This is a genomic window from Pseudomonas sp. 05L36, assembly GCF_056398125.1.
This window is the reverse complement of the sequence record NZ_JBFTOU010000002.1, coordinates 168,812-192,742: the sequence shown is the minus strand read 5'-3', so window position 1 is coordinate 192,742 and position 23,931 is coordinate 168,812. Positions and strand designations below refer to the sequence as shown.

The window sequence follows — 23,931 nt, the reverse complement described above, 5'->3', positions numbered from 1 at the left end:
AGCCAGAGCAGAAAGGTTTCATCACGTTAATACGTCGTTATCCATTGGAAAAACGCCTCCAGATGACTATCTGTCATTGCCCCGAGGCGGCCCGGTGAGGGAAAATGCTCGCCTTTTTTCCGATTCGTTTTATTCAAGCCCCCAGGAGAACAGCGATGCCTAGCCGTCGTGAGCGTGCCAACGCCATTCGTGCCCTCAGCATGGATGCCGTGCAAAAAGCCAACAGCGGCCATCCCGGTGCCCCGATGGGTATGGCGGATATCGCCGAGGTACTTTGGCGCGACTACCTCAAGCACAACCCGAGCAATCCATCGTTCGCCGACCGTGACCGCTTCGTGCTGTCCAACGGCCACGGCTCGATGTTGATCTACTCGCTGCTGCACCTGACCGGCTATGACCTGTCGATCGACGACCTGAAGCAGTTCCGTCAACTGCACAGCCGCACCCCGGGCCACCCGGAACTCGGCTACACCCCGGGCGTTGAAACCACCACCGGTCCACTGGGCCAGGGCCTGGCCAACGCCGTGGGTTTTGCCCTGGCTGAAAAAGTCATGGCGGCACAATTCAACCGTCCTGGTCACAACATCGTCGACCACCACACCTACGTATTCCTGGGTGATGGCTGCATGATGGAAGGCATTTCCCACGAAGTCGCTTCCCTGGCCGGTACCCTGGGCCTGGGCAAACTGATCGCCTTCTACGATGATAACGGCATCTCCATCGATGGCGAAGTCGAAGGCTGGTTCACCGACGACACGCCGAAGCGCTTTGAGTCCTACAACTGGCAAGTGATCCGTAATGTCGACGGTCACGACCCGGAAGAGATCAAGACTGCGATCGACACTGCACGCAAAAGCGAGCAGCCAACCCTGATCTGCTGCAAGACCACCATCGGTTTCGGTTCGCCGAACAAGCAAGGCAAGGAAGATTGCCACGGCGCCCCGCTGGGTGACGCGGAAATCGCCCTGACCCGTGCGGCGCTGAAGTGGAATCACGGCCCGTTCGAAATCCCGGCCGACATCTACGCCGAGTGGGACGCCAAGGAAACCGGCCGCGCCGTGGAAGCCGAGTGGGATCAGCGTTTCGCTGCCTACTCTGCCGCTTTCCCGACCGAAGCCAACGAATTGGTGCGTCGTCTGAGCGGTGACCTGCCAGCTGACTTCTCGGAAAAAGCCTCGGCCTACATCGCCGAAGTGGCGGCCAAGGGCGAAACCATCGCCAGCCGTAAAGCCAGCCAGAATGCCCTGAACGCGTTCGGCCCGTTGCTGCCTGAGTTCCTCGGCGGTTCGGCTGACCTGGCCGGTTCCAACCTGACCCTGTGGAAAGGTTGCAAAGGCGTCACCGCCGAAGACGCCAGCGGCAACTACATGTACTACGGCGTGCGCGAGTTCGGCATGACTGCGATCATGAACGGCGTAGCCCTGCACGGCGGCCTGGTGCCTTACGGCGCGACCTTCCTGATGTTCATGGAATACGCCCGTAACGCGGTACGCATGTCGGCCCTGATGAAGCAGCGCGTGATCCACGTCTACACCCACGACTCCATCGGTCTGGGCGAAGACGGCCCGACTCACCAGCCAATCGAGCAACTGGCCAGCCTGCGCTGCACACCGAACCTCGATACCTGGCGTCCAGCCGACGCCGTTGAATCGGCGGTGAGCTGGAAGTACGCACTGGAGCGCAAGGACGGTCCTTCGGCTCTGATCTTCTCCCGTCAGAACCTGCAGCACCAGACCCGCAGCGCTCTGCAGATCGCCGACATCAGCCGTGGCGGCTACGTGTTGAAGGACTGCTCAGGCGAGCCTGAGCTGATCCTGATCGCCACCGGTTCGGAAGTCGGCCTGGCCGTTCAGGCCTTCGACAAACTGACCGAGCAGGGCCGTAAGGTTCGCGTGGTTTCCATGCCTTGCACCAGCGTGTTCGATGCCCAGGACGCCGGCTACAAGCAAGCGGTCCTGCCGTTGCAGGTCAGCGCGCGTATCGCCATCGAGGCTTCCCATGCCGACTACTGGTACAAGTACGTGGGCCTGGAAGGGCGTGTGATCGGCATGACCACCTACGGCGAGTCGGCGCCTGCGCCAGCCTTGTTCGAAGAGTTCGGCTTCACCCTGGAAAACATCCTGGGTCAGGCTGAAGAGCTGCTGGAAGACTAAGCATGACGCGGTGGTTTCCGGACCGCCGCGATCCCTTGTAGGAGCGAGCATGCTCGCGATGGTCGTTAACGATAACGCTGGGTGCCTGAATGCCCGCGTTGTCTGGGCCACCATCGCGAGCATGCTCGCTCCTACAGGGTTTGTGTTGTTAACTAGATTTCGATCTGCCTGCGTCTATCGAGAACCCCATGCCTCAACCGCGTCCCTACAAAGTTGCACTCAACGGCTACGGCCGGATTGGTCGTTGCGTCTTGCGTGCGTTGTTCGAGCGAGGCGACAAGGCCGGGTTCGAGATTGTCGCGATCAACGATCTGGCCGACATGGCCAGCATCGAATACCTGACACGCTTTGACTCCACCCACGGGCGTTTTCCCGGCGAAGTGAAGATCGACGGCGATTGTCTGCATATCAATGGCGACTGCGTGAAGGTCCTGCGCAGTGCCACCCCCGAAGGCATCGATTGGGCGTCCCTGGGCGTCGATCTGGTGCTGGAGTGCTCCGGCGCTTATCACACTCGCGAAGACGGCCAGCGTTTCCTCGACGCCGGCGCCCCGCGTGTGCTGTTTTCCCAGCCGATGGCCAGCGAGACCGATGTCGACGCCACCATCGTCTACGGCGTGAACCAGGATTGCCTGACCGGCGACGAACTGCTGGTGTCCAACGCGTCTTGCACCACCAACTGCGGCGTGCCGCTGTTGCGCCTGCTGAATCAGGCCATTGGCCTGGACTACGTGTCGATCACCACCATTCACTCGGCGATGAACGATCAGCCGGTCATCGATGCCTATCACCACGAAGACCTGCGCCGTACCCGTTCTGCGTTCCAGTCGGTGATTCCGGTGTCCACCGGTCTGGCGCGTGGTATCGAACGCCTGTTGCCGGAACTTGCCGGACGAATTCAGGCCAAAGCCGTGCGGGTGCCGACGGTCAACGTGTCCTGCCTCGATATCACGATGCAGACCGCCACTGCGACCGACGCCACCGAGGTCAACCGGATTCTGCGCGAAGCCGCCACCAGCGGCCCGCTCAAAGGCCTGCTGGCCTATACCGAGTTGCCTCACGCAAGCTGTGATTTCAACCATGACCCACATTCGGCGATCGTCGATGCCAGTCAGACCCGCGTTTCCGGCCCACGGCTGGTGAACATCCTGGCCTGGTTCGACAACGAATGGGGTTTTGCCAACCGAATGCTGGACGTTGCAGAGCACTATCTGCAAACAGCGACTTCAAAAAAACCTGCTCTCTAAGATCAGCTACTCAGGAAATGCGACCCATGACCGTGTTGAAGATGTCCGACCTCGATCTGCAAGGTAAGCGCGTATTGATCCGCGAAGACCTCAACGTCCCAGTCAAGGACGGTGTTGTCACCAGCGATGCGCGTATCCTGGCCTCGCTGCCGACCATCAAGCTGGCCCTGGAAAAAGGCGCGGCCGTGATGGTCTGCTCGCACCTTGGCCGTCCGACCGAAGGCGAGTTCTCGGCCGAGAACAGCCTCAAGCCAGTCGCCGACTACCTGAGCCGCGCTCTGGGCCGTGAAGTGCCGCTGGTGGCCGATTACCTGGGCGGCGTTGACGTCAAGGCCGGCGACATCGTGCTGTTCGAAAACGTGCGTTTCAACAAAGGCGAGAAGAAGAACGCTGACGAACTGGCCCAGCAATACGCTGCCCTGTGCGACGTGTTCGTGATGGACGCCTTCGGCACCGCTCACCGTGCCGAGGGTTCGACCCACGGCGTGGCCAAGTTCGCCAAGGTTGCTGCGGCAGGTCCATTGCTGGCCGCTGAACTGGATGCGCTGGGCAAGGCCCTGGGCGCTCCGGCCCAGCCGATGGCGGCCATTGTTGCCGGCTCCAAGGTGTCGACCAAACTCGACGTGCTGAACAGCCTGAGCCAGATCTGCAACCAGTTGATCGTTGGTGGCGGCATCGCCAACACCTTCCTGGCCGCTGCCGGTCATCCAGTCGGCAAGTCGCTGTACGAGCCGGATCTGCTGGATACCGCTCGCGCCATCGCCGCCAAGGTCAGCGTACCGCTGCCAGTGGACGTGGTGGTTGCCAAGGAGTTCGCTGAAAGCGCCGCTGCGACCGTCAAGCTGATCGCTGACGTCGCTGCCGACGACATGATCCTGGACATCGGCCCGCAGACCGCGGCGAATTTCGCCGAGCTGCTGAAGTCGTCCAAGACTATCCTGTGGAACGGCCCGGTCGGCGTGTTCGAGTTCGATCAGTTCGGTAATGGCACCAAAGTGTTGGCTCAGGCTATTGCGGACAGCGCTGCGTTCTCCATCGCTGGCGGCGGCGACACTCTGGCGGCCATCGACAAATATGGCGTTGCCGAGCAAATCTCCTACATTTCTACCGGTGGCGGCGCGTTTCTCGAATTCGTCGAAGGCAAGGTTCTGCCAGCCGTTGAAGTCCTGGAAAGCCGGGCCAAGGCCTGAGGGTCGCCCGTTTGACCAGGCAAGGGAGTGTTTACATGGTCAAGACGTTAGCGCTGTTGATCGTCGCGGGTTCACTGGTGGCGTGCGGGAGTAACCCGAAGGCCACACCGGAACCTGCGCCGTCCGAGTCGGAAAAAGGCTGCTACCAGGCTGACTGGCAGGCCGAAACCAACCCGGTGCTCAACAAGCGCGCAGGTCCCGAGGGTCTGGACAAATACGAGACCCAGGCACCCGCCAAGGAACATGGCTGCCCTTGACGGGTCTGACTCTTTACTCAGGGCTGGCAGCGTGCGCCGTCAGCCGAGGGACACGGATGAAAGGTTTTATCGCAGTTGCGGCATTGGCGTTGTTGGCCGGTTGTGCTCAGTTGAACCTGTTCCATTCGTCCGCGCCTGTGGATAACTGGACCACCTGGACCTGCGACAGCCAGGCCAAAGTGCTGTGGCGCTACACCGATGACAGCCTTAGGGAAGTCGACGTGCGCCTGGGCGGTGCCGATCAGGTCTACCGCTTGAAGCAGGAACCGGGTGCGTCGGGTTCGCTGTACAGCAATGACATGCTGGCGTTTCACATAAAAGGTGAGGAAGGCCTGGTTTACTGGGTCGCCACCAATGATTTGATTGGCCGTGGCTGTCACCTGTAGGAGCGAGCATGCTCGCGATGGTCGTTAACGATAACGCTGGGGGCCTGAATGCCCGCGTTGTCTGGTCTACCATCGCGAGCAGGCTCGCTCCTACAGGGGGGGCAGCTACCAGATGCAACACCAAATCCGCAGTCCGGGCCAACCCCCGATCTGCAAAAACTTGAATAGCCGCCGCCGCTACGGCAGGCTGGCACGATTAACGACCCTCAACCGGGAGAGATATACACAATGGCACTTATCAGCATGCGCCAGATGCTGGACCACGCAGCCGAGTTCGGCTACGGCGTTCCAGCCTTCAACGTCAACAACCTTGAGCAGATGCGCGCCATCATGGAAGCCGCTGACAAGACTGACTCCCCGGTGATCGTCCAGGCTTCGGCCGGTGCTCGCAAATACGCCGGTGCACCGTTCCTGCGTCACCTGATCCTGGCAGCCATCGAAGAGTTCCCGCACATCCCGGTGTGCATGCACCAGGACCACGGCACCAGCCCTGACGTCTGCCAGCGCTCCATTCAACTGGGCTTCAGCTCGGTGATGATGGACGGTTCCCTGGGCGAAGACGGCAAGACCCCGACCGACTACGACTACAACGTGCGTGTGACCCAACAAACCGTGGCCATGGCTCACGCCTGCGGCGTTTCGGTAGAAGGCGAGCTGGGCTGCCTGGGTTCGCTGGAAACCGGCATGGCCGGTGAAGAAGACGGTATCGGCGCCGAAGGCGTTCTGGATCACAGCCAGATGCTGACCGACCCGGAAGAAGCCGCCGACTTCGTAAAACGCACTCAGGTTGATGCCCTGGCCATCGCCATCGGCACCAGCCACGGCGCCTACAAGTTCACCAAGCCGCCTACCGGCGACGTGCTGGCCATCGACCGCATCAAGGAAATCCACAAGCGCATTCCGAACACTCACCTGGTGATGCACGGTTCGTCTTCGGTTCCGCAAGAGTGGCTGGCGATCATCAACCAGTACGGCGGCGACATCAAGGAAACCTACGGCGTACCGGTAGAAGAAATCGTTGAAGGTATCAAGCACGGCGTGCGCAAGGTCAACATCGACACCGACCTGCGCCTGGCATCCACTGGCGCAATGCGTCGCCTGATGGCCACCAACCCGAGCGAGTTCGACCCGCGTAAATTCTTCGGCGCCACCGTGACCGCCATGCGCGATGTGTGTATTGCTCGCTACGAAGCCTTCGGTACTGCCGGCAACGCTTCGAAGATCAAGGCGATCTCGCTGGAAGGCATGTATCAGCGTTACCTGAAAGGTGAGTTGAACGCCAAGGTCAACTAAGACCGTCAGCGTTTTAGTCGCATGAAAAACCCGTAGAAATGCGGGTTTTTTGTGAGCGCAAGATCAAAAGATCGTCCGAACGCGGCCCGAGCCTTCGGCAGCTCCTACAGGTGTACACAATTTCCTGTAGGAGCTGCCGAAGGCTGCGATCTTTTCAACGGTAAATACTATTGATTGTGATCGATATCCAGCTTGCTGAACGTCACTTCCCCGCCTTCGCTTGTGTACCCCGTGTTGTCCTGCACATAGACGCCGGCCTTGAAGTACAGCGGTTTATCACGCCACATCGCGCTGATATCGGTATTCCACTGATAGCCCGCCGCACTGATGCCCAATGCACCGCCGGGGCTGAGGTGGATGAGGTAGGAGAATTCCTGATTGAGTTTGACGCCGGTGGCGATGGTGATGACTCGGGGGGTGTCGTCGGGGTGCATGCGGACTTTGGCGACGATGTTGCCGGTCGAGCTGTCGGTTTTGTATTGATACTCGACCTTCACCATGGGCTTCTGGCTGTTATAGGCGTGGATCTGGCCAATGACGATCTTGCCCGAGCTGGGTACCTGGCTGACCGAAAGGGTCGCATGCAGGGAGTTGTCAGCGTCGGGGTAGTACCAGTTTTTTAACGTGCCGTTGCTGTAGGTTTCACGCAATTCGGTGCGTGGGTAAATCGCGTTTTCGGTACGGGAACCGGTCACGGGCGACCAGAAAAACAATGTGCCGGTGTCGGAGTGGAAGTATTGATCCTTGAAGCCGTCCACCAGTTTGGCGGTTTCGACGGTGTACGGCGGGTTGCCAACGGGAACGCTGAGGTTCCAGCTTGCGAGATCGATCATGTCGGTTCTTCCACTCGATTCATGCTGAACGGGCGTGCCAGAAGCTCTAGACCGCACCTTTGGGGCGGCCTTTATAAGCGTAGCGGGATATTTTGTTAACGCTTGTCTGACGGGTGGTTGACGTCAACAACCTGTCGAAACGCCATCTTCCTGGTTTTCATGGAGCTGAACAATCGACCGTTAGTCGGTAAAAGACACAATGATCATATGATGGCTTACTGACACCTTCTGCTTTTGCAGAACCGGGTCTAGAGTGATGGCACCGTATTTGTCCGGTTTTCACGAGAAGCCGGCCTGACACCCCGCAATTAGAGAGGCAGCATGGAATGCGCGCAACCCACGCCAGTAGAAGGCGGCTCAACCCTTTTAGTCGTCGATGATTACCCTGAAAACCTGATCAGCATGCGTGCGTTGTTACAGCGCCAAGGCTGGCGGGTCATGACTGCCGCCTCAGGTTTCGAGGCCCTCGGCTTGTTGCTTGAACACGATATCGACCTGGTGCTGCTGGACGTACAGATGCCGGGCATGGACGGTTATGAAGTGGCGCGCCTGATGCGCGGTAGCCAGCGGACCCGTTTCACGCCGATCATTTTCCTGACCGCCAACGAACAGTCCCAGGACGCGGTGATCAAGGGCTATGCCAGTGGTGCGGTGGATTTCCTGTTCAAGCCGTTCGACCCACAGATCTTCACGCCCAAGGTCCAGGCGTTGCTCGAACACCAGCGTAACCGCCGGGCCTTGCAGCGCTTGAGTCATGATCTGGAATCCGCTCGTGCCTTTAATGCGTCGGTGCTGGATAACGCGGCCGAAGGCATTCTGGTATTGGGTGAGGACGGTCTGATTCGTTTTGCCAATCCGGCGATGTCGCGGCTGCTCAATGCCACGGTGCAGGAACTGCAAGGCAAGGAGTTTCTGGACTACCTGCAAAAACCGCATATCCCGATCTGGGCCGATTCCGAGTTGCTGGCCGGATATAAACGCGGCGAAACCCTGCGCCTGCACGATGCCCTGCTACGTACGGCGCCCGGCCAGCAGGTGCCGGTGGCCTTGTCCTGCGCGCCGTTGCCTGCCGAGCAGCATGCGATGGTGGTCACCGTGCTGGACATGTCGGTGGTGCGCCATCTGCATCAGCAACTGGAATTTCAGGCGGTCACCGATCCGCTGACCGGATTGCTCAACCGCCGGGGTTTCTACCAGACCGTCGAGAACCTGCTGTTGCGCGGTGAGCGTTCCGACAGTTCCTGGGTCTTGATGTACCTGGACCTCGACGGCTTCAAACGAGTCAATGATTCGCTCGGGCATGATGCCGGCGATCGAGTGCTGCGCTGGGTATCCGAACAGTTGAGGGCCTGCCTGCGGCCCTTCGACATTCTGGCGCGGATGGGCGGCGACGAATTCACCGCGCTGCTGGATCTGGAGTTCCCCGAGCAAGCGGCGAAGATTGCCGAGAAGCTCATCGAGCGAGTGTCGATCTGTCAGCAGATCGACGGCCTCGATATCGCCCTGGGTGCCAGTATCGGCATCGCCACGTTCCCGGATTGTGGTGCCAATCTCGACGGGATGCTGCGGGCGGCCGACATCGCCATGTACGAAGCCAAGCGTGCCGGTCGCCAGCAATATCGCTTCTACGATCACGAAATGAACGGCCGGGCGCGCTCGCGGCTGATGCTGGAAGAAAGTGTGCGAAGCGCCATTGAGAATCGGGATTTCAATCTGGTGTATCAGCCTCAGGTGGCGATTGCCGACGGGCGGATTCGTGGCTTCGAGGCCTTGTTGCGCTGGCAGCATCCGAGCGTTGGCGATGTACCCCCGGGGCTGTTTTTGCCATTGCTGGAGGAGGCGCGGCTGATCAGTCGTCTGGGCAGCTGGATCTACCATCGCGTTGCCGGGCAACGCAAAGCCTGGGAGTCCCTGTTTGCCGAGGACCTGGTGCTCGGCGTCAGTTTGAGCAGTACGCAGTTCGGCGTGCCCAACCTGGTCACTGAGTTGCGTCAGGTGCTTGAGCGCCATGGCTTGCAACCACGTTATCTGGAAGTCGAGGTCACGGAAGAGGCCTTGATGCATAACCCCGAAGAAACCCGCAAGCAATTGCGCCTGCTGCACAATCTGGGCGTACGAGTGGCACTGGATGACTTCGGGGCCGGACTGTGCTCACTGTCGCACTTGCGCGACCTGGAGCTGGACACACTCAAGCTCGACCGGCATTTGATCGCCCGGTTGCCGGAATCGGTACGGGACGCGGCGCTGGTGCGTAGTGTGATCGACCTGTGCAAACAGTTCGGGATGCTGGTGATTGCCGAAGGGGTGGAAACCGTCGCGCAGTATGAATGGCTGCAGGCCAACGGTTGTGAATATGTACAAGGTTTTCTGGTGGCCCGGCCGATGATGGCCGAAGACACCGGGGTCTTTGTCCAGCCGTTTGACTGGAGCGCGCTGGCCCGCTGAATTCGCTACACTGGCGAACTTTTAGTGACTTGTATTGCCGCCCCATGACTGTGTTGAAATATCTCCAGGCCTATCCCGCCACCTTGCAGGATCAGGTGCGCCAGCTGATCGCCGACGGTCGGCTGGGCGATTACCTGAGCCAGCGTTACCCGCAAAAGCATGGGGTGCAGAGCGACAAGGCGCTGTACACCTATGCCTTGGACCTCAAGCAGGAATACCTGCGTAATGCGCCGGCCATCGACAAGGTGCTGTTCGACAACCGCCTGGACCTGACTCATCGCGCGCTCGGCCTGCATACCACGATCTCCAGGGTGCAAGGCGGAAAACTCAAGTCCAAGAAGGAAATCCGCATCGCTTCGCTGTTCAAGGAAGCGCCTTGCGAGTTCCTGAAAATGATCGTGGTGCATGAGCTGGCGCACTTCAAGGAGTCGGACCACAACAAGGCCTTCTACAAACTGTGCGAGCACATGCTGCCGGGTTATCACCAGGTGGAATTTGATGTGCGGGTGTACCTGACGTGGCGGGATCTGTAGGAGCTGCCGCAGGCTGCGATCTTTTAAGGAGCATTGGATGGACGTGAGCAAGACCAAGAGCAGCTTCTACCGCCGGTTGTACGTGGCGTACCTGATCGACAGCGGGCTGGCCAGCAGTGTCCCGGCGCTGACCGAGGTCACCGGCATGCCCCGGCGTACGGCACAGGACACCATCGCGGCGCTGGCGGATCTGGATATCATTTGTGAGTTCGAGCAGGAAGAGGGTGCGCGCAACCATGCGGGGCGCTATCGGATTCGCGAGTGGGGTGCGATCGATCGTGGGTGGATCGAGCGTAATCTGCGGCAGATCAAGGCAGTGCTGGAGTATCCCTGATTCCAGTATTGAGTGAGCCGACGCCTTCGCTGGCTTGCCAGCGAAGGGGCCCTCAGGAACGGCGCATCCCAATGTGTGGAATGCCATCTTCCACATATTCCTCACCTGCCACGACAAAACCATAACGCCCGTAATACCCCTGCAAATGCGCCTGGGCCGAGAGGTAGACCGGCAGGCCGGGCCAGTATTTCTCGATCTGTTTCAACGCCTGATCCATCAGCTCATGCCCCAGGCCTGCACCGCGTGCCTGCGGGGCAATGATCACCCGCCCGATCACTACATCGCCGCCCTGTGATTGCGGGTCGAGCAGGCGCAGGTAGGCCACCAGCCGGTTACCGTCCCAGGCCATCACGTGGCAGGTGTCGCCTTCCAGGTCCTGGCCATCAATATCCTGGTAAACGCATTTTTGTTCGACGACGAACACTTCTGCACGCAGCTGTAAAATGGCGTACAGCTGCTCCTTGCCCAGGTCGCTGTGGTGTTTGCAGATCCAATCGACTGTCATGTTTTGATTCCCTGAAAACGTCGTTCCGATACTAAGCGCAGTCACGCCAGAAGTCTTTATGGCGGAAGAATCTGTGACATAGGCCAAAATGCCATCATTCATTTCTCGCGCGGATGTCTTCTTTGTGTAATCTGGATCGAAGCGCTGTGCTGTGGCTTCGATGAGCTAATGTTTCGTACCCGGGTCTTGTCAGTACGAGGCCTTGGGGTTCTGGCTGAAAACACGTTGGGCAATCCGCCCGCTAAGGATTTTCTGGCATGCCGCGATTGCATCGAGCTTTTGCCTTGATTGGATTGCTGTTGCTGGTTCAGGGAGCAGCGGCAGAAAAACTGCGGTTGGTCGCTGATGCTTGGCCCCCCTTTACCGATTCCACGCTCGTCAACGGTGGTTTGGCCACGGATATTGTCAGTACCGCGCTCGCCAGGGCCGGCTATGCCAGTGAGTTTGAACAAGTGCCCTGGGCGCGGGCCTTGATGGGTGTGGGCGAGGGCCGCTACGACGTGCTGGTCAACGCCTGGTACAACGACGAACGTACAAAACTCGGCCAGTTTTCTGGCGAATACCTGCTCAATCGCGTACGGTTTCTCAAGCGTAAAGACGCGCCCATCGAGTTCAACGACCTGCAGCAATTGCACACATATCCGATTGCCATCGTGCGCGGTTACGCCTATTCGCCCGCGTTCGACAACGACGACTCATTGCAGAAAATCCCGGTGCACAGCTTTGCCATGGCAGTGCGCATGGTCGCGGCCGGCCGGGTCAAGCTGACGCTGGAAGATGAATTCGTCGCCCGCTACTACCTGGCCCGTGAGTCACCCAAACTGCGAAACGCCGTGGAGTTCCTGCCCAAGGCATTGAGCGAGAACAGCCTGCATATCATGGTCAGCCTGAAGAATCCCGAGCATGCACGGATCGTCACCGGTTTCGACCGGGAGATCGCGGCGATGAAGGCGGACGGGAGTTATGACAAGTTGATGAGGCAGCATGGGATGTAAGTGAGTTGATCCAGATTTTGTGCTGTTACTGATGGCCTCTTCGCGAGCAGGCTCGCTCCCACAGTAGATTTGCGTCGTTCACAAAACCAATGTGGGAGCGAGCTTGCTCGCGATGAGGTCAGCCCAGGCACCCCAACTCTCAATCCTCACTGGTGTCCTTGATGAGATGCGCCGCCAACGTCCTCAGCGGGCCCAACTGCCGACAAATCAGCGCCAGTTGCGTCTGCACCAACCGCTGCCCCTCATCGATTTCATCGGGCATCTGTTCCAGCTCATTGGCCAGAGCTTCTTCCTCATCGCTTTGAATCGCAATTGAGGATTTGCTCGCCAGCCCATGGGCGATTTCGTCGATGCTCGCAGCCAGTTTCACCCCGGCTCCGTCGATCAAATGTTCATGCACGTCCGCCGGCAGTTGGGTTTCCCGGTGTGCGCCCAGGCCTGACAGATAGCTCAGTAGCGTGTGCGACAGCACCAGGAAGCGGAATCCGACATCCGCTTCCTTACGGAAATGCCCAGGCTCCATCAGCATATTGGCCAGTGTGGTCGACAGCGCCGCGTCGGCGTTGTGCGCATTACGGCGGGCCAGGCGGTAAGCCAGGTCGTCGCTTTTGCCCGCAGCGTATTGCTGCATGATCTGACGCAAGTAAATGCTGTTGCAGGCCAGGGTGTTGGCCAGCACTTTGTTCAGGCGTCGGCCCTGCCAGTCCGGCAGGAACAGGAACACCGCCAGCCCGGCGATCAGGCTGCCGAGCAAGGTATCGAACAACCGGGGCAGGAACAGTCCGTACCCGTCACCCACCTGGTTGAAGCAGAACAGCACCATCAGGGTGATCGCTGCCGTCGCCAGGGTGTAGCGGGTGGTGCGGTTGGTAAAGAACACCACTCCGGCGGCGATGGCGAAACACGACTGGATCAGCGGGTTCGGGAACAGGTCGAACAGCGCCCAGGCCAGGGTCAGGCCGATGGCGGTGCCGATGATCCGTTGACCGAGTTTGCGGCGGGTGGCGCCGTAGTTCGGTTGGCAGACGAACAGCGTCGTGAGGATGATCCAGTAGCCTTGGGACGGGTGAATCAAATGCACCATGGCATAGCCAATGCTCAAGGCCAGGGGCAATCGCAGGGCATGGCGGAACAGCAGCGAGGTTGGCGTCAGCTGCGTGCGCAAGCGAAGCCACACGTCCTTGAGGCTGCGCGGCGAACGGTCGAGCAAGCTGCTGTCGGTGGCGTCGGCCAGGGCGTCGGGGTTGCTGGCATCGCTGAGCAAGCGGTCGAGAGTGCCGAGGTTGGCAGCCAGTGCCCGCAGTGAACGCAGCAAGCCGCGCCAGGCCGGGTTGCTCTGGATGCGCAGGTGTTCGAGGGAGGCATCCAGGTCGCTCAGGGCCTCGGCGAAACTGGCGTCATAGGTGAACGGCTGGCGCATCTGGAACGATTCGGCCAGGGCCCGGCAGGCTTTGCCTTGCTGGCGCAGCAGGCGTTGGCAGCGGAACAGCACGTCGCTGTGGAAAAACGCTTCTGCGAGTGCGTTGTACGGATAGTGTGAAGAACTGGCGCGCTCGTGAATGTCCTGGGCGAGGAAGTACAGCTTCAGGTAGCGGCTGACTTTCGACCCCGGGCGACCGTTGCCGACCCGGTGCAGGATGATTTCCTTGGCAGCGTTCAATGCCGCCACCACCCGACCGTTCTGCTGGGCCAGCTCCAGGCGCCGTGCTTCCACGTCCATCTGCCGGATCGGCTCGAACAGCAAGGATTTCAGCTTCAGGTAAAAGCCCAGTTCGCGGAACAGGCGCGCCAGGCTCTGCTGCACCGGCTGATTGGAAAACAGCGCCTGCCACAACACCGAGAGCAGACCATACCAGGCGGCACCGGCCACCAGCAGTACCGGCTCGTGCCAGACATCGATGACCGCGCCGCCGCGCTGGTCCACGCCGATCATGGTGTAGACCGACAGAATCAGTGTCGCCGAGGCAATCGCGCCATAGCGTTCGCCGAGGGCGCCGAGCATGGTCAGGCAGAACGCGGCCAGGGCGAAGGCGATGATAAACAGCCAAGGGTAGGGGAAGAGCAGTTCGACGGACAGGGCGGCGACAGCGAAACACACCAGCGTCACGGCCAGCGCGTTGAGGCGGCCCTGCCAACTGTCGTCGGTTTCGGCCAGGGCACTGGCGATAATCCCCAGGAACAACGGGATCAGCAGGCCCATTTCATCCTGATACCAACACAGCGCCATGGTGCCGGTCAGGGCAATGAATACCCGCACGCTGTAGCTGAATTTATCCAGCGCCCAAAGGCGCCGCAGAGTCTGGCGGAACGAAGTCGATGACATGAAATGCGAAGGCCTTCCGAGGCAATGACGCTAAATTGAGCCACTAATGACGCCGACGCAATGGCGTCGATCACATCAGACAGCAAAATCTGTTCCTTGTCAGGCACTACAAACCCCTGTGGGAGCGAGCTTGCTCGCGATAGCGGCCTGTCAGTCAACATCTCTGTTGAATGTTATGGCCTCATCGCGAGCAAGCTCGCTCCCACAGGGATTGTGTGGATTTTTGAATCAGACGTACTGCGCGGCGGCGTAACCGGAAGCCCACGCCCACTGGAAGTTGAACCCGCCCAGATGCCCGGTCACGTCGAGCACTTCACCGACGAAGTACAGCCCCGGGCTTTTCAGCGATTCCATGGTCTTGGACGACACTTCATTGGTGTTGACGCCACCCAAGGTCACCTCGGCGGTGCGATAGCCTTCGGTGCCCGCCGGCACGACTTTCCAGCTCGCCAGTTTTTCCGCGATATCGGCCAGTTCCGCGTGGGTGTACTGTTTCATCGGTTTGGACACGAACCAGTTGTCCGCCAACAGATTGGCCATCTTCTTGGTGAAGATTTCCCCGAGCAGGGTTTTCAGCTCGCTGTTGGGACGTTCGGCCTGTTGCTGTTGCAGCCAGTTTGGTACGTCGTGGTCGGGCATCAGGTTGATCTCGACGGTATCGCCGGATTCCCAGAATGACGAAATCTGCAAAATCGCCGGGCCGCTGAGACCGCGGTGGGTGAACAGGATGTTCTCGCGGAAGCTCTGGTCATTGCAGCTCACGAGGCAATCCACCGACGTACCGGACAACTCGGTGCACAAGGCCTTGAGCTGGTCGGTGATGGTGAACGGCACGAGACCGGCGCGGGTCGGCAGCAGCTCGTGGCCGAATTGCCTGGCGACCTGGTAGCCGAAACCGGTGGCGCCCAGGGTCGGGATCGACAGGCCGCCAGTGGCGATCACCAGCGATTCGCACGTTATCTGGTCAAGCGATGTGTCCAGCAAATAGCCCGTTTCGAGCTTCTCGATGGTCTGGATCGATGTGTCCAGATGCAGGCTGACGCCGACCTGGTCGCACTCATTCAGGAGCATTTCGAGGATGTCGCTGGATTTGTTATCGCAGAACAACTGGCCGAGTTTTTTCTCGTGGTACGGCACGCCATGCTTGGCCACCATGCCGATGAAATCCCATTGGGTGTAACGGGCCAGGGCGGATTTGCAGAAGTGCGCATTCTGCGAGAGGAAATTGCTCGGCTCTGTGTACATGTTGGTGAAATTGCAGCGACCACCGCCCGACATCAGGATTTTCTTGCCGGCCTTGTTGGCATGGTCGAGCAACAGCACCTTGCGCCCGCGCCCGGCGGCGGTCAGTGCACACATCAACCCTGCGGCGCCAGCGCCAATGATCACGACTTCGGTAGAGCGCAAAACGGTGTCCTCTGCATTACGTACCTGTAGGAGCTGCCGCAGGCTGCGATCTTTTGATATTGTTTTTTAAAAGCAAAATMAAAAGATCGCAGCCTGCGGCAGCTCCTACACAGGGAGATGTGTGGCGGTTTTAAAGGATACGAACGCGCAACGCACGGCCCTTGATCTTGCCGTCGTTCAGGCGCTGCAAGGCCTGCTTGGCGACGCCGCGCTCCACGGCCACATAGGCCTGGAAGTCGAAAATCGCGATCTTGCCGACCTGGGCACCGGGGATACCGGCGTCACCGGTCAGTGCGCCAAGAATGTCGCCCGGGCGAACCTTGTCCTTGCGGCCGGCAGCGATGCACAGGGTGCTCATCTGCGGCAGCAGCGGGCCACCACCCTTGGAGGTGAGGTTGTCCACCTGATCCCAGGTCAGCGGCGTCTTCTGCAATTGCTCGATGGCTTGTGCGCGCTGTGCTTCGGACGGCGCGACAAGGCTGATCGCGAGGCCTTTCTCACCGGCACGACCGGTACGGCCGACACGGTGGATGTGGATTTCCGAATCACGGGCCAATTCGACGTTGATCACCATGTCCAGGGAATCGATATCGAGGCCGCGCGCGGCCACGTCGGTCGCCACCAGCACCGAAGTACTGCGGTTGGCGAACATCGCCAGTACCTGGTCGCGGTCACGCTGTTCCAGATCGCCGTGCAGGCCGACGGCGGAAATGCCTTTGGCGGTCAGGTGGTCGACGGTTTCCTGAACCTGCTGCTTGGTGTAGCAGAAGGCCACGCAGGAGGCCGGGCGGAAGTGGCCAAGGACCTTGGTCACCGCACTCATGCGGTCGTCCGGGGAAATCTCGTAGAAGCGCTGCTCGATCTGCGTGTCGTCGTGGAACGCTTCGGCCTTCACTTGCTGCGGGTTGCGCATGAACTTCGAGGCCAGCTGCTTGATGCCTACCGGGTAGGTGGCGGAGAACAGCAGGGTCTGGCGACGCTCCGGGGCCTGCATGATGATTTCTTCGATGGAATCGTAGAAACCCATGTCGAGCATGCGGTCGGCTTCGTCGAGGATCAGGGTGTTGAGGCCGTGGAGTACCAGCGAACCTTTGCGCAGGTGCTGCTGGATGCGTCCCGGGGTGCCGACGATGATGTGCGCGCCGTGTTCCAGCGAAGCGATCTGCGGGCCGAGGGACACGCCGCCGCACAGGGTCAGGACCTTGATGTTGTCTTCGGCACGGGCCAGGCGACGGATTTCCTTGGCGACCTGGTCAGCCAGCTCGCGGGTCGGGCACAGGATCAGCGCCTGGCAACCGAAGTAACGCGGATTGATCGGGTTCAGCAGGCCGATGCCAAAGGCAGCGGTCTTGCCGCTGCCGGTCTTGGCCTGGGCGATCAGGTCCATCCCCTTGAGGATCACCGGCAAGCTTTGCGCCTGGATCGGCGTCATCTGGGCATAACCGAGGGAGTCGAGGTTAGCCAGCATGGCGGCGGACAGCGGCAAAGTATTAAATTCGGTGGCGATGGTGGTCACGGGACTGGCCTGCAAAACAAAATGTCGCGCAGTGTACCAGTCCGATGGCCATTCGCCCTAAGGTTCGATGTGCTCTTCCGGACGCTTGACGCGCCGTCCGTCTTCCCGGGAGAGCTGGGAAAAGATCGTTGCAGCCAGCATTGCCATGATTCCAACCGTCACGAACGTTAGTTGAAAGGCGCCCAAAACCGTCTCCACGCCGTCATTGCCGATCTCCGCCGTAAAGCCACCGAGCAATGCACCCGCGCAGGCCACGCCCAGGCTCAGGGACAATTGCGCGACCACCGACAGCAGGCTGTTGCCGCTGCTGGCGCTGGCGTCGTCGAGGTCGATCAGGGTCACGGTGTTCATCGCGGTGAACTGCAAGGAGTTGATCGCCCCGAGGATCGCCAGCAGGCACAGCAGCAGCCAGTACGGCGTCTGCTCACTGACCAGACCCATGCTCGCCAGCATGATCCCCAGCGCCAGGGTGTTGCCGGTGAGCACGATGCGATAACCCAAACGCTCGATCAGCGGCCGCGCGACCCACTTGGCGATCATCGCCGCCGCCGCCAGCGGCAACATGCTCATCCCGGCCTGGGATGGCGAATAGCCCAGCGCCACTTGCAACAGCAACGGCACCAGAAAGGGCAGGGCGCCGCTGCCGAGGCGGGCGAACAGGTTGCCGAGAATGCCCACGGCAAAGGTCCGGGTCTTGAACAGCGACGGCGCGAACAGCGGGTTGTCGATATGCCCGGCGCGCAGCCAGTACGCCGCCAGGCACGCCATGCCGCCGAACAGCAGCAACATCACCCGCAAATGCGGCAGGTGCAGTTCGCCCAGGCCTTCCATGGCGATGGTGATCAGAATCATCGCCGCGCCGAACAGCACGAAACCCAGGCTATCGAAACGGGTGCGCTCGGTGCCGCGAAGGTCGGGGATGAATTTCCACACGGCGTAGCAACCGACCAGACCCACTGGCAGGTTGATCAGGAAGATCCAGTGCCAGGTCAGGTATTGCACCATCCAGCCGCCCATGGTCGGGCCGATCAAGGGGCCGAGCAGCCCGGGAATGGTGATGAAGCCCATGATCCGCACCAGTTCCGAACGCGGGTAGGCGCGCAACACCACCAGCCGCCCGACCGGCAACATCAACGCGCCACCCAGGCCCTGGATCACCCGGGCGCCGATCAGCATGCTCAGGCTGCTCGACAATGCGCAGAGCAGCGAGCCGAAGCTGAACAACAGAATCGCACTGAAAAAGATCTTTCGGGTGCCGAAGCGATCGGCTATCCAGCCCGAAGCCGGGATCAGCAACGCGACCGTGAGCATGTAAGCGATGATCACACCCTGCATGCGCAATGGGTCTTCGGCCAAGTCGCGGGCCATGGCTGGCAGGGCAGTGTTGAGAATCGTCCCGTCGAGGGACTGCATGAAGAAGGCGATTGCGACGACCCACGGCACCCAACGGGCGGTGACAGCGTCGAGAGGTGGGCGGTTGGGCATGGAACCTCTTGTCAGTGTGAGCTTTACTCCGTTCCTGTAGGAGCGAGCTTGCTCGCGATGAATGTGAAGGCGATGCATTTTTCCAGGCAGCACGCGTCATCGTTCACGACCATCGCGAGCAGGCTCGCTCCTACAGGGGTAGGCGTGTTTACAGTGTCAAAGTTAGTCGGCTGACCAGCGCCCCCGGCAACAACGCCGAAGCCGTCGCCCGCTGGCTGTAGGTACTCGCCGACAACAGCAACTCCCGCTCCTCGGTCAACGCTTCCAGCTGCGAACCAAGCAGGCTGAAGGCGCTGTCATCGAAGCGCATGGTGCTGACCGGTGCCTGGATCTCGCCGTTCTCGACCCAGAACGTGGCAAAGCGGGTCATGCCGGTCAGGCGTGCGGCCGGTTGATCCGAGAAGTTCAGGTACCACAGGTTGCTGATGTACAGCCCTGTGCCCAGTTGCTTGAGGATGTCCGTGTCAGGCAATACCCCGGCTTTCATGTTCAGCGCACTCGGTGATTCACCGCCGCTGGCGCCGTTGGCGGTCAAACCGTATTCCGCAGCACTGCGCGAGCTGACCAGTTGTGCCCCGGCCTTGCCATTGACGATCAACCCCAGATCGCTGCGCGGATAACCTTCGTCGGAGAACGCCGGGCTCAGCGAGCCGGTGACTTTTTCATCCAGCGAGACCAGCGGACTGAACGCGCTGTCGCCACCGTAGAGCTTTTGCAGCGGGCTGCTTTTGCTGGCAATCGACTGTGCCGAGAAACCACCCCAGCACAACATGCCCATGATTTCCTCCAGCGCCGCCGGTGCCAGGTAAGCGCGGTATTGGCCGGGCGCCAAAGTGCGTAGCGGCCGACCCAGAAACTCAAGCTGCTCGCGGGCTTGCTGGAAGCGTTTGGCAAAGCCTTCGCTGTTCCAGTCGTGCCCGGCGTAGCTGGCTTTCACGGCCTGGCCATTCTCGTGGAACAGGCTGAAGTCGAAGTTGAAACTGTTGGCCTGATGCCAGCCGAAGGCGCCCGAAGAACTGGCAAAGCCGCGACTGATGGGACCTGCGGCATAGAAGCCGACCAAGTCCAGGCCTTCGGCAGCGTGGGTGATTTCAGCGACTACCTGCTCGGTGTCCGGCAGCGGATGCGACTGCACGTTGTTGCTCTGCCAGCCGTTGTGGTTGAGCAGCAGGTACGGGTCCGCAGGCAGCAGCGGCAGGGTTTCACGCAACTGTTGCAGACCTTCGCTCAGGCGCTGCGCATCCACCTGCGGATCGCCGGCCAGGGTGATGTGCAGGTCGGCATGCCGGCCTTCGTTGATCAGTTTCAGGCCGATACTCGCCTGCTGCACCTGACCGGCCTGACGCACCTTGGCGTGGTTGAAACGCACGAAGGCCGACGACTCGGCGGCGTAGCTGAGGGTGAACTGCTCGGGCTCGTGAAGCGCTGCACGCAGGCTGTTGACCAGCGCCCTGAACGACGCGGACTGGCTGTTTGAAGGATTCATCAGGCGTCTCCTCCGAATACATCAACGTTGCTGAACACACAGGCCGGTGACGCGTGGCCGACGCGGATCACCTGGTTCGGTTCGCCCTTGCCGCAGTTCGGTGTGCCGAGGACCTTGAGGGTACTGGCATCGCCGACGGCGCTGAGGCTTTTCCAGAACTGCGCGGAGATGCCCCTGTAATTGGGATTCTTCACCACGCCCTTGAGTTCGCCGTTTTCGATCAGTTGGCCCCATTCGCAGCCGAACTGGAATTTGTTGCGCGCATCGTCGATCGACCAGGAACGGTTGGTCGACATCAGCACGCCGTGTTCGATACCGCCGATCAGCTGTTCGATGGACTGATCACCGGGCTCGATGTTGAGGTTGGCCATGCGGTCGATCGGCGGGCGGTTCCAGCCGCAGGCGCGGCTGTTGGCGACGCCGTCCATGCCGGCCCGGAATTGCGACAGCGCACCACCCAGCGGGCGCAGCAACAGGCCTTCACGGATCAGGAACTGTTTGCTGGCGGGCGTGCCGTCGTCGTCATGGCCGTAGCTGGCGAGCTCCTCGGGGATGTCCGGGTCGAAGGTCACGTTGAGCAGGCCGGAACCGTATTGCAGGCGGCCGAAATCGCAGGCTTTGACGAAACTGGTGCCGGCGTAGTTGCGCTCGTCACCGAGGATGCGGTCCAGCTCCAGCGGGTGGCCGATGGACTCGTGGATTTGCAGCATCATCTGGTCGGGCATCAGCAGCAGGTCGCGCTTGCCTTGCGGGGTGTTCGGTGCCAGGAGCAATTGCAGGGCCTGATCGGCCACCTGGGCACCGGCACCGATCAGGCCGCAGCGGCTGATGACGTCCGCCGCGCCTTGCTGGCCGAAGTTCTCGCGGCCCAGGCTGCGGGTCTGGCTGTCGTTACCATCGTAGGCCGTGACGTCCAGGCCGGGGTAGACAAAGCGTTGGGCCTGGCGCAGTTCGGCACCGGCGCTGTTGAGGTAGATCTGCTCGACGTGGGTGATGCCGAGGCTGACCTGCCAGTTCACCAGGCGCTCGTCCTTGGGTACGGCGGCCGACTCGGTGCCAAGCAGTTGGTAGCAGTCGCTCAGGGACGGGAACGCCTGGTCGAGGTTGGGCGAAAAATAATCGGCGCGGTCGCTGGAAACAGCCTGCTCGCGCAGGTCCAGCAAGGCGTGGGGCTTGAGTCGACGGGCCTGGAGTTCGGCGCGTTCGAGGGCAGCTTGCAGGCCCTGTTGCGACAGGTCGTTGGTGGCCGCATAGGCCTCGACGCCATTGACCCGCACGGTCAGCATCGCCCCTTCGTCACGGCTCAGGCTTGGCGGTTCGGCGACGTTCTTGCGCACCGACAGGTACTGCCCGGATTCGCGCACATAACGCAGGGAAAAGAATTCAGCACCCGTGCGCAAGGCAGCGAAGCGCTGCTTGAGCTGGGGGTAGAAATCGAACATTCGTGAACCTCCTGGGTATGGAGTGGCGGTGGAGCGGTGCTGCGAGGGGAGGGGTGAAACGATTGCGTGGCGCTAGATTAGGCCTGCGAGGGGGGGAGGATCAAGTTTGGATCTGTGGAGGAGGGATTACTGGGAGCTGTGTGTTGTTTGTTCGGGCGCCATCGTCGGAACGCCGCCCGGAGCAAGCTCGCTCCCACAGGGGACTCGGTTGGATCACAAATCTGCATTCCAACCCGAAACCTGTGGGAGCGAGCTTGCTCGCGATAGGTTCGACGCGGTTTGTCGCCTTATGCAGTCTGGCTCAATTCCCGCACCGGCTTGCCCTTCACCGGCGCTTCACCCGCCACATAGTAAGTGGCGGTGCTGCGCGGCAACGGCTTGCGGCCACGGATCTTGTCGGCGATTTTCTCGGCCATCATGATCGTTGGTGCATTCAGGTTGCCGGTGGTGATGATCGGCATGATCGACGCATCGACCACACGCAGGCCTTGCATGCCATGCACGCGACCTTCGCCATCGACCACGGCCATTTCGTCGGTGCCCATCTTGCAGGAGCAGGACGGGTGGAACGCGGTTTCGGCGTGCTCGCGGATGAACTTGTCCAGTTGCTCATCGCTCTGCACGTCGATGCCCGGGCTGATCTCGCGACCACGGAAGGCGTCCAGTGCAGGCTGCTGCATGATTTCACGGGTCAGGCGGATGCCGTCGCGGAATTCTTGCCAGTCCTGTTCGGTGGCCATGTAGTTGAACAGGATGCTCGGGTGCTGGCGCGGGTCCTTGGACTTGGCCTGGATGCGACCGCGGCTTGGCGAACGCATGGAGCCCATGTGCGCCTGGAAGCCGTGCTCTTTCACACCGTTGCTGCCGTTGTAGTTAATCGCTACCGGCAGGAAGTGGTACTGGATGTTCGGCCATTCGAATTCCGGACGGGTGCGGATGAAACCGCCGGCTTCGAACTGATTGCTGGCGCCGATGCCGGTGCCGTTGAACAGCCATTCGGCACCGATGGCCGGCTGGTTGTGCAAGAGCAGCGACGGGTACAGCGAAACCGGTTGGGTGCAAGCGTATTGCAGGTACAGCTCAAGGTGATCCTGCAGGTTTTCACCGACGCCCGGCAGGTCGTGGACCACCGGAATATCGAGCTTGTTCAGCAACTCGGCCGGGCCGACGCCGGAGCGTTGCAGGATCTGCGGCGAAGCGATGGCGCCGGAGCACAGCAGCACTTCCTTGCGCGCCTTGACCTCAACGCGCTCTTCTGCGGCGCCGACCAGGTAACGCACGCCGACTGCACGCTTGCCTTCGAACAGGATCTTGTCAGTCAGGGCGTGGGTGACGATGGTCAGGGTTGAACGTTTCTTGGCCACGTCCAGGTAGCCGCGGGCGGTGGAGGCACGACGACCCTCCGGCGTCACGGTGCGGTCCATCGGGCCGAAGCCTTCCTGCTGGTATCCGTTCAAGTCTTCGGTACGCGGGTAACCGGCCTGCACGCCGGCTTCAACCATGGCGTGGAACAGCGGGTTGTTGCCGGCTTTCGGCGTGGTCACGCTGACCGGGCCGTCGCCACCGTGGTAGTCGTTCGGGCCGATGTCGCGGGTTTCCGCTTTACGGAAGTACGGCAGGCAGTCCAGGTACGACCAGTCCTCAAGGCCTGGCAGTTTCGCCCAGCCGTCGTAGTCCATGGCGTTGCCGCGGATGTAGCACATGCCGTTGATCAGTGAAGAGCCACCCAGGCCCTTGCCGCGACCGCACTCCATGCGACGACCGTCCATATGTGGCTCAGGATCGGTTTCGTAGGCCCAGTTGTAGCGACGGCCTTGCAGCGGGAACGCCAGGGCGGCCGGCATTTGCGTGCGGAAGTCCAAGCGGTAGTCCGGGCCGCCCGCTTCGAGCAGCAGGACGGTGACACCTGCGTCTTCGGTCAGACGGGTCGCCAGGGTGTTACCGGCCGAGCCGGCACCGATGATGATGTAGTCGAATTCTTGGGACATTGAATGCACCCTCTTTGATGTGGGTCAGGTCGAGCCTCGATGAGTACTGCGCACTCAATCGCGAGCAAGCTCGCTCCTACAAGGGAGCGGGCTTGCCCGCGAAGAAGCCCTCG

General features: G+C 60.8%; 19 protein-coding genes. 10 read left to right on the top strand and 9 right to left on the bottom strand.

What is annotated here, in order from left to right; all coding sequences use genetic code 11:
- Nucleotides 1-155 precede the first annotated feature (155 nt).
- From tkt to fba, 6 genes are all read left to right on the top strand, one after another.
- Entirely contained in the window at nt 156-2,153 is a 1,998-nt protein-coding gene (gene tkt / locus AC1DKH_RS02665; protein ID WP_477752461.1) for a transketolase, read from the top strand.
- Between the two features lie 188 nt (nt 2,154-2,341).
- Nucleotides 2,342-3,400 carry an erythrose-4-phosphate dehydrogenase gene (gene epd / locus AC1DKH_RS02660; RefSeq protein WP_477752460.1) on the top strand — a complete coding sequence of 353 codons (1,059 nt, stop codon included), beginning with the start codon at nt 2,342-2,344 and terminating at the stop codon, nt 3,398-3,400.
- Nucleotides 3,401-3,426: 26 nt separating this feature from the next.
- A complete protein-coding gene (locus tag AC1DKH_RS02655; RefSeq protein ID WP_057712964.1) occupies nt 3,427-4,590 on the top strand; it encodes a phosphoglycerate kinase in 1,164 nt (387 codons plus the stop codon).
- 35 nt (nt 4,591-4,625) lie between these two features.
- Nucleotides 4,626-4,847 (top strand): hypothetical protein, encoded by a 222-nt coding sequence (locus AC1DKH_RS02650; RefSeq protein ID WP_223456761.1) that lies wholly within the window; start codon nt 4,626-4,628, stop codon nt 4,845-4,847.
- A gap of 56 nt (nt 4,848-4,903) precedes the next feature.
- The gene (locus AC1DKH_RS02645; RefSeq protein WP_218431171.1) at nt 4,904-5,233 is read left to right on the top strand and encodes an MliC family protein; all 330 of its coding nucleotides are present in this window, start codon (nt 4,904-4,906) and stop codon (nt 5,231-5,233) included.
- Nucleotides 5,234-5,461: 228 nt separating this feature from the next.
- Nucleotides 5,462-6,526 carry a class II fructose-bisphosphate aldolase gene (gene fba, locus AC1DKH_RS02640; protein ID WP_007981624.1) on the top strand — a complete coding sequence of 355 codons (1,065 nt, stop codon included), beginning with the start codon at nt 5,462-5,464 and terminating at the stop codon, nt 6,524-6,526.
- A 167-nt stretch (nt 6,527-6,693) separates the two neighbouring features.
- On the opposite strand, the gene AC1DKH_RS02635 is transcribed toward fba, so the two are convergent.
- Nucleotides 6,694-7,359, bottom strand: a complete 666-nt coding sequence (locus tag AC1DKH_RS02635; RefSeq protein ID WP_477797336.1) for a polysaccharide lyase family 7 protein — start codon at nt 7,357-7,359, stop codon at nt 6,694-6,696.
- A 321-nt stretch (nt 7,360-7,680) separates the two neighbouring features.
- Here AC1DKH_RS02635 and AC1DKH_RS02630 point away from each other — a divergent pair, with 321 nt between their 5' ends.
- From AC1DKH_RS02630 to AC1DKH_RS02620, 3 genes are read left to right on the top strand one after another with little or no spacing between them, the layout of a single operon-like run.
- Nucleotides 7,681-9,804: a putative bifunctional diguanylate cyclase/phosphodiesterase gene (locus AC1DKH_RS02630; protein ID WP_477797335.1), complete on the top strand. Its 2,124-nt coding sequence runs from the start codon at nt 7,681-7,683 to the stop codon at nt 9,802-9,804.
- A gap of 44 nt (nt 9,805-9,848) precedes the next feature.
- Nucleotides 9,849-10,337: a YgjP-like metallopeptidase domain-containing protein gene (locus AC1DKH_RS02625; RefSeq protein ID WP_102699232.1), complete on the top strand. Its 489-nt coding sequence runs from the start codon at nt 9,849-9,851 to the stop codon at nt 10,335-10,337.
- A 37-nt stretch (nt 10,338-10,374) separates the two neighbouring features.
- A complete protein-coding gene (locus AC1DKH_RS02620) occupies nt 10,375-10,671 on the top strand; it encodes a winged helix-turn-helix domain-containing protein (RefSeq protein WP_090178776.1) in 297 nt (98 codons plus the stop codon).
- Nucleotides 10,672-10,723: 52 nt separating this feature from the next.
- Here AC1DKH_RS02620 and AC1DKH_RS02615 read toward each other — a convergent pair whose 3' ends face one another.
- On the bottom strand, nt 10,724-11,176 hold the full coding sequence (locus tag AC1DKH_RS02615) for a GNAT family N-acetyltransferase (protein WP_477797334.1): 453 nt from the start codon (nt 11,174-11,176) through the stop codon (nt 10,724-10,726).
- Nucleotides 11,177-11,433: 257 nt separating this feature from the next.
- Here AC1DKH_RS02615 and AC1DKH_RS02610 point away from each other — a divergent pair, with 257 nt between their 5' ends.
- Entirely contained in the window at nt 11,434-12,171 is a 738-nt protein-coding gene (locus AC1DKH_RS02610; RefSeq protein ID WP_477752456.1) for a substrate-binding periplasmic protein, read from the top strand.
- A 139-nt stretch (nt 12,172-12,310) separates the two neighbouring features.
- On the opposite strand, the gene yccS is transcribed toward AC1DKH_RS02610, so the two are convergent.
- From yccS to betA, 7 genes are all read right to left on the bottom strand, one after another.
- A complete protein-coding gene (gene yccS, locus AC1DKH_RS02605; RefSeq protein ID WP_477759750.1) occupies nt 12,311-14,494 on the bottom strand; it encodes a YccS family putative transporter in 2,184 nt (727 codons plus the stop codon).
- Nucleotides 14,495-14,722: 228 nt separating this feature from the next.
- Nucleotides 14,723-15,901, bottom strand: coding sequence for a BaiN/RdsA family NAD(P)/FAD-dependent oxidoreductase (locus AC1DKH_RS02600; protein ID WP_477797333.1), 1,179 nt, complete (start codon nt 15,899-15,901; stop codon nt 14,723-14,725).
- 130 nt (nt 15,902-16,031) lie between these two features.
- Nucleotides 16,032-17,369 (bottom strand): ATP-dependent RNA helicase DbpA, encoded by a 1,338-nt coding sequence (dbpA, locus tag AC1DKH_RS02595; protein WP_477752507.1) that lies wholly within the window; start codon nt 17,367-17,369, stop codon nt 16,032-16,034.
- 105 nt (nt 17,370-17,474) lie between these two features.
- Nucleotides 17,475-18,902: a multidrug transporter subunit MdtD gene (gene mdtD / locus AC1DKH_RS02590; RefSeq protein WP_477752453.1), complete on the bottom strand. Its 1,428-nt coding sequence runs from the start codon at nt 18,900-18,902 to the stop codon at nt 17,475-17,477.
- A 148-nt stretch (nt 18,903-19,050) separates the two neighbouring features.
- Nucleotides 19,051-20,388, bottom strand: coding sequence for a TldD/PmbA family protein (locus tag AC1DKH_RS02585; protein WP_477797332.1), 1,338 nt, complete (start codon nt 20,386-20,388; stop codon nt 19,051-19,053).
- On the bottom strand, nt 20,388-21,830 hold the full coding sequence (locus tag AC1DKH_RS02580) for a TldD/PmbA family protein (protein ID WP_477797331.1): 1,443 nt from the start codon (nt 21,828-21,830) through the stop codon (nt 20,388-20,390). The genes AC1DKH_RS02585 and AC1DKH_RS02580 overlap by 1 nt, the downstream gene beginning before the upstream one ends.
- A gap of 287 nt (nt 21,831-22,117) precedes the next feature.
- Complete coding sequence (gene betA / locus AC1DKH_RS02575) at nt 22,118-23,818, bottom strand: choline dehydrogenase (protein ID WP_477760725.1); 1,701 nt, start codon at nt 23,816-23,818, stop codon at nt 22,118-22,120.
- Between the last annotated feature and the right edge of the window lie 113 nt (nt 23,819-23,931).

Excerpts from the sequence above, each read along its gene's own strand:
- AC1DKH_RS02655 (WP_057712964.1), top strand. The coding sequence starts at position 3,427 with ATGACCGTGTTGAAGATGTCCGACCTCGATCTGCAAGGTAAGCGCGTA.
- AC1DKH_RS02620 (WP_090178776.1), top strand. The coding sequence starts at position 10,375 with ATGGACGTGAGCAAGACCAAGAGCAGCTTCTACCGCCGGTTGTACGTG.
- AC1DKH_RS02610 (WP_477752456.1), top strand. The coding sequence starts at position 11,434 with ATGCCGCGATTGCATCGAGCTTTTGCCTTGATTGGATTGCTGTTGCTG.
- fba (WP_007981624.1), top strand. The coding sequence starts at position 5,462 with ATGGCACTTATCAGCATGCGCCAGATGCTGGACCACGCAGCCGAGTTC.
- AC1DKH_RS02650 (WP_223456761.1), top strand. The coding sequence starts at position 4,626 with ATGGTCAAGACGTTAGCGCTGTTGATCGTCGCGGGTTCACTGGTGGCG.
- betA (WP_477760725.1), bottom strand. The coding sequence starts at position 23,818 with ATGTCCCAAGAATTCGACTACATCATCATCGGTGCCGGCTCGGCCGGT.
- AC1DKH_RS02645 (WP_218431171.1), top strand. The coding sequence starts at position 4,904 with ATGAAAGGTTTTATCGCAGTTGCGGCATTGGCGTTGTTGGCCGGTTGT.
- AC1DKH_RS02635 (WP_477797336.1), bottom strand. The coding sequence starts at position 7,359 with ATGATCGATCTCGCAAGCTGGAACCTCAGCGTTCCCGTTGGCAACCCG.
- AC1DKH_RS02630 (WP_477797335.1), top strand. The coding sequence starts at position 7,681 with ATGGAATGCGCGCAACCCACGCCAGTAGAAGGCGGCTCAACCCTTTTA.
- tkt (WP_477752461.1), top strand. The coding sequence starts at position 156 with ATGCCTAGCCGTCGTGAGCGTGCCAACGCCATTCGTGCCCTCAGCATG.
- dbpA (WP_477752507.1), bottom strand. The coding sequence starts at position 17,369 with ATGCTGGCTAACCTCGACTCCCTCGGTTATGCCCAGATGACGCCGATC.
- AC1DKH_RS02580 (WP_477797331.1), bottom strand. The coding sequence starts at position 21,830 with ATGTTCGATTTCTACCCCCAGCTCAAGCAGCGCTTCGCTGCCTTGCGC.
- epd (WP_477752460.1), top strand. The coding sequence starts at position 2,342 with ATGCCTCAACCGCGTCCCTACAAAGTTGCACTCAACGGCTACGGCCGG.
- AC1DKH_RS02615 (WP_477797334.1), bottom strand. The coding sequence starts at position 11,176 with ATGACAGTCGATTGGATCTGCAAACACCACAGCGACCTGGGCAAGGAG.
- AC1DKH_RS02585 (WP_477797332.1), bottom strand. The coding sequence starts at position 20,388 with ATGAATCCTTCAAACAGCCAGTCCGCGTCGTTCAGGGCGCTGGTCAAC.
- AC1DKH_RS02625 (WP_102699232.1), top strand. The coding sequence starts at position 9,849 with ATGACTGTGTTGAAATATCTCCAGGCCTATCCCGCCACCTTGCAGGAT.
- mdtD (WP_477752453.1), bottom strand. The coding sequence starts at position 18,902 with ATGCCCAACCGCCCACCTCTCGACGCTGTCACCGCCCGTTGGGTGCCG.
- yccS (WP_477759750.1), bottom strand. The coding sequence starts at position 14,494 with ATGTCATCGACTTCGTTCCGCCAGACTCTGCGGCGCCTTTGGGCGCTG.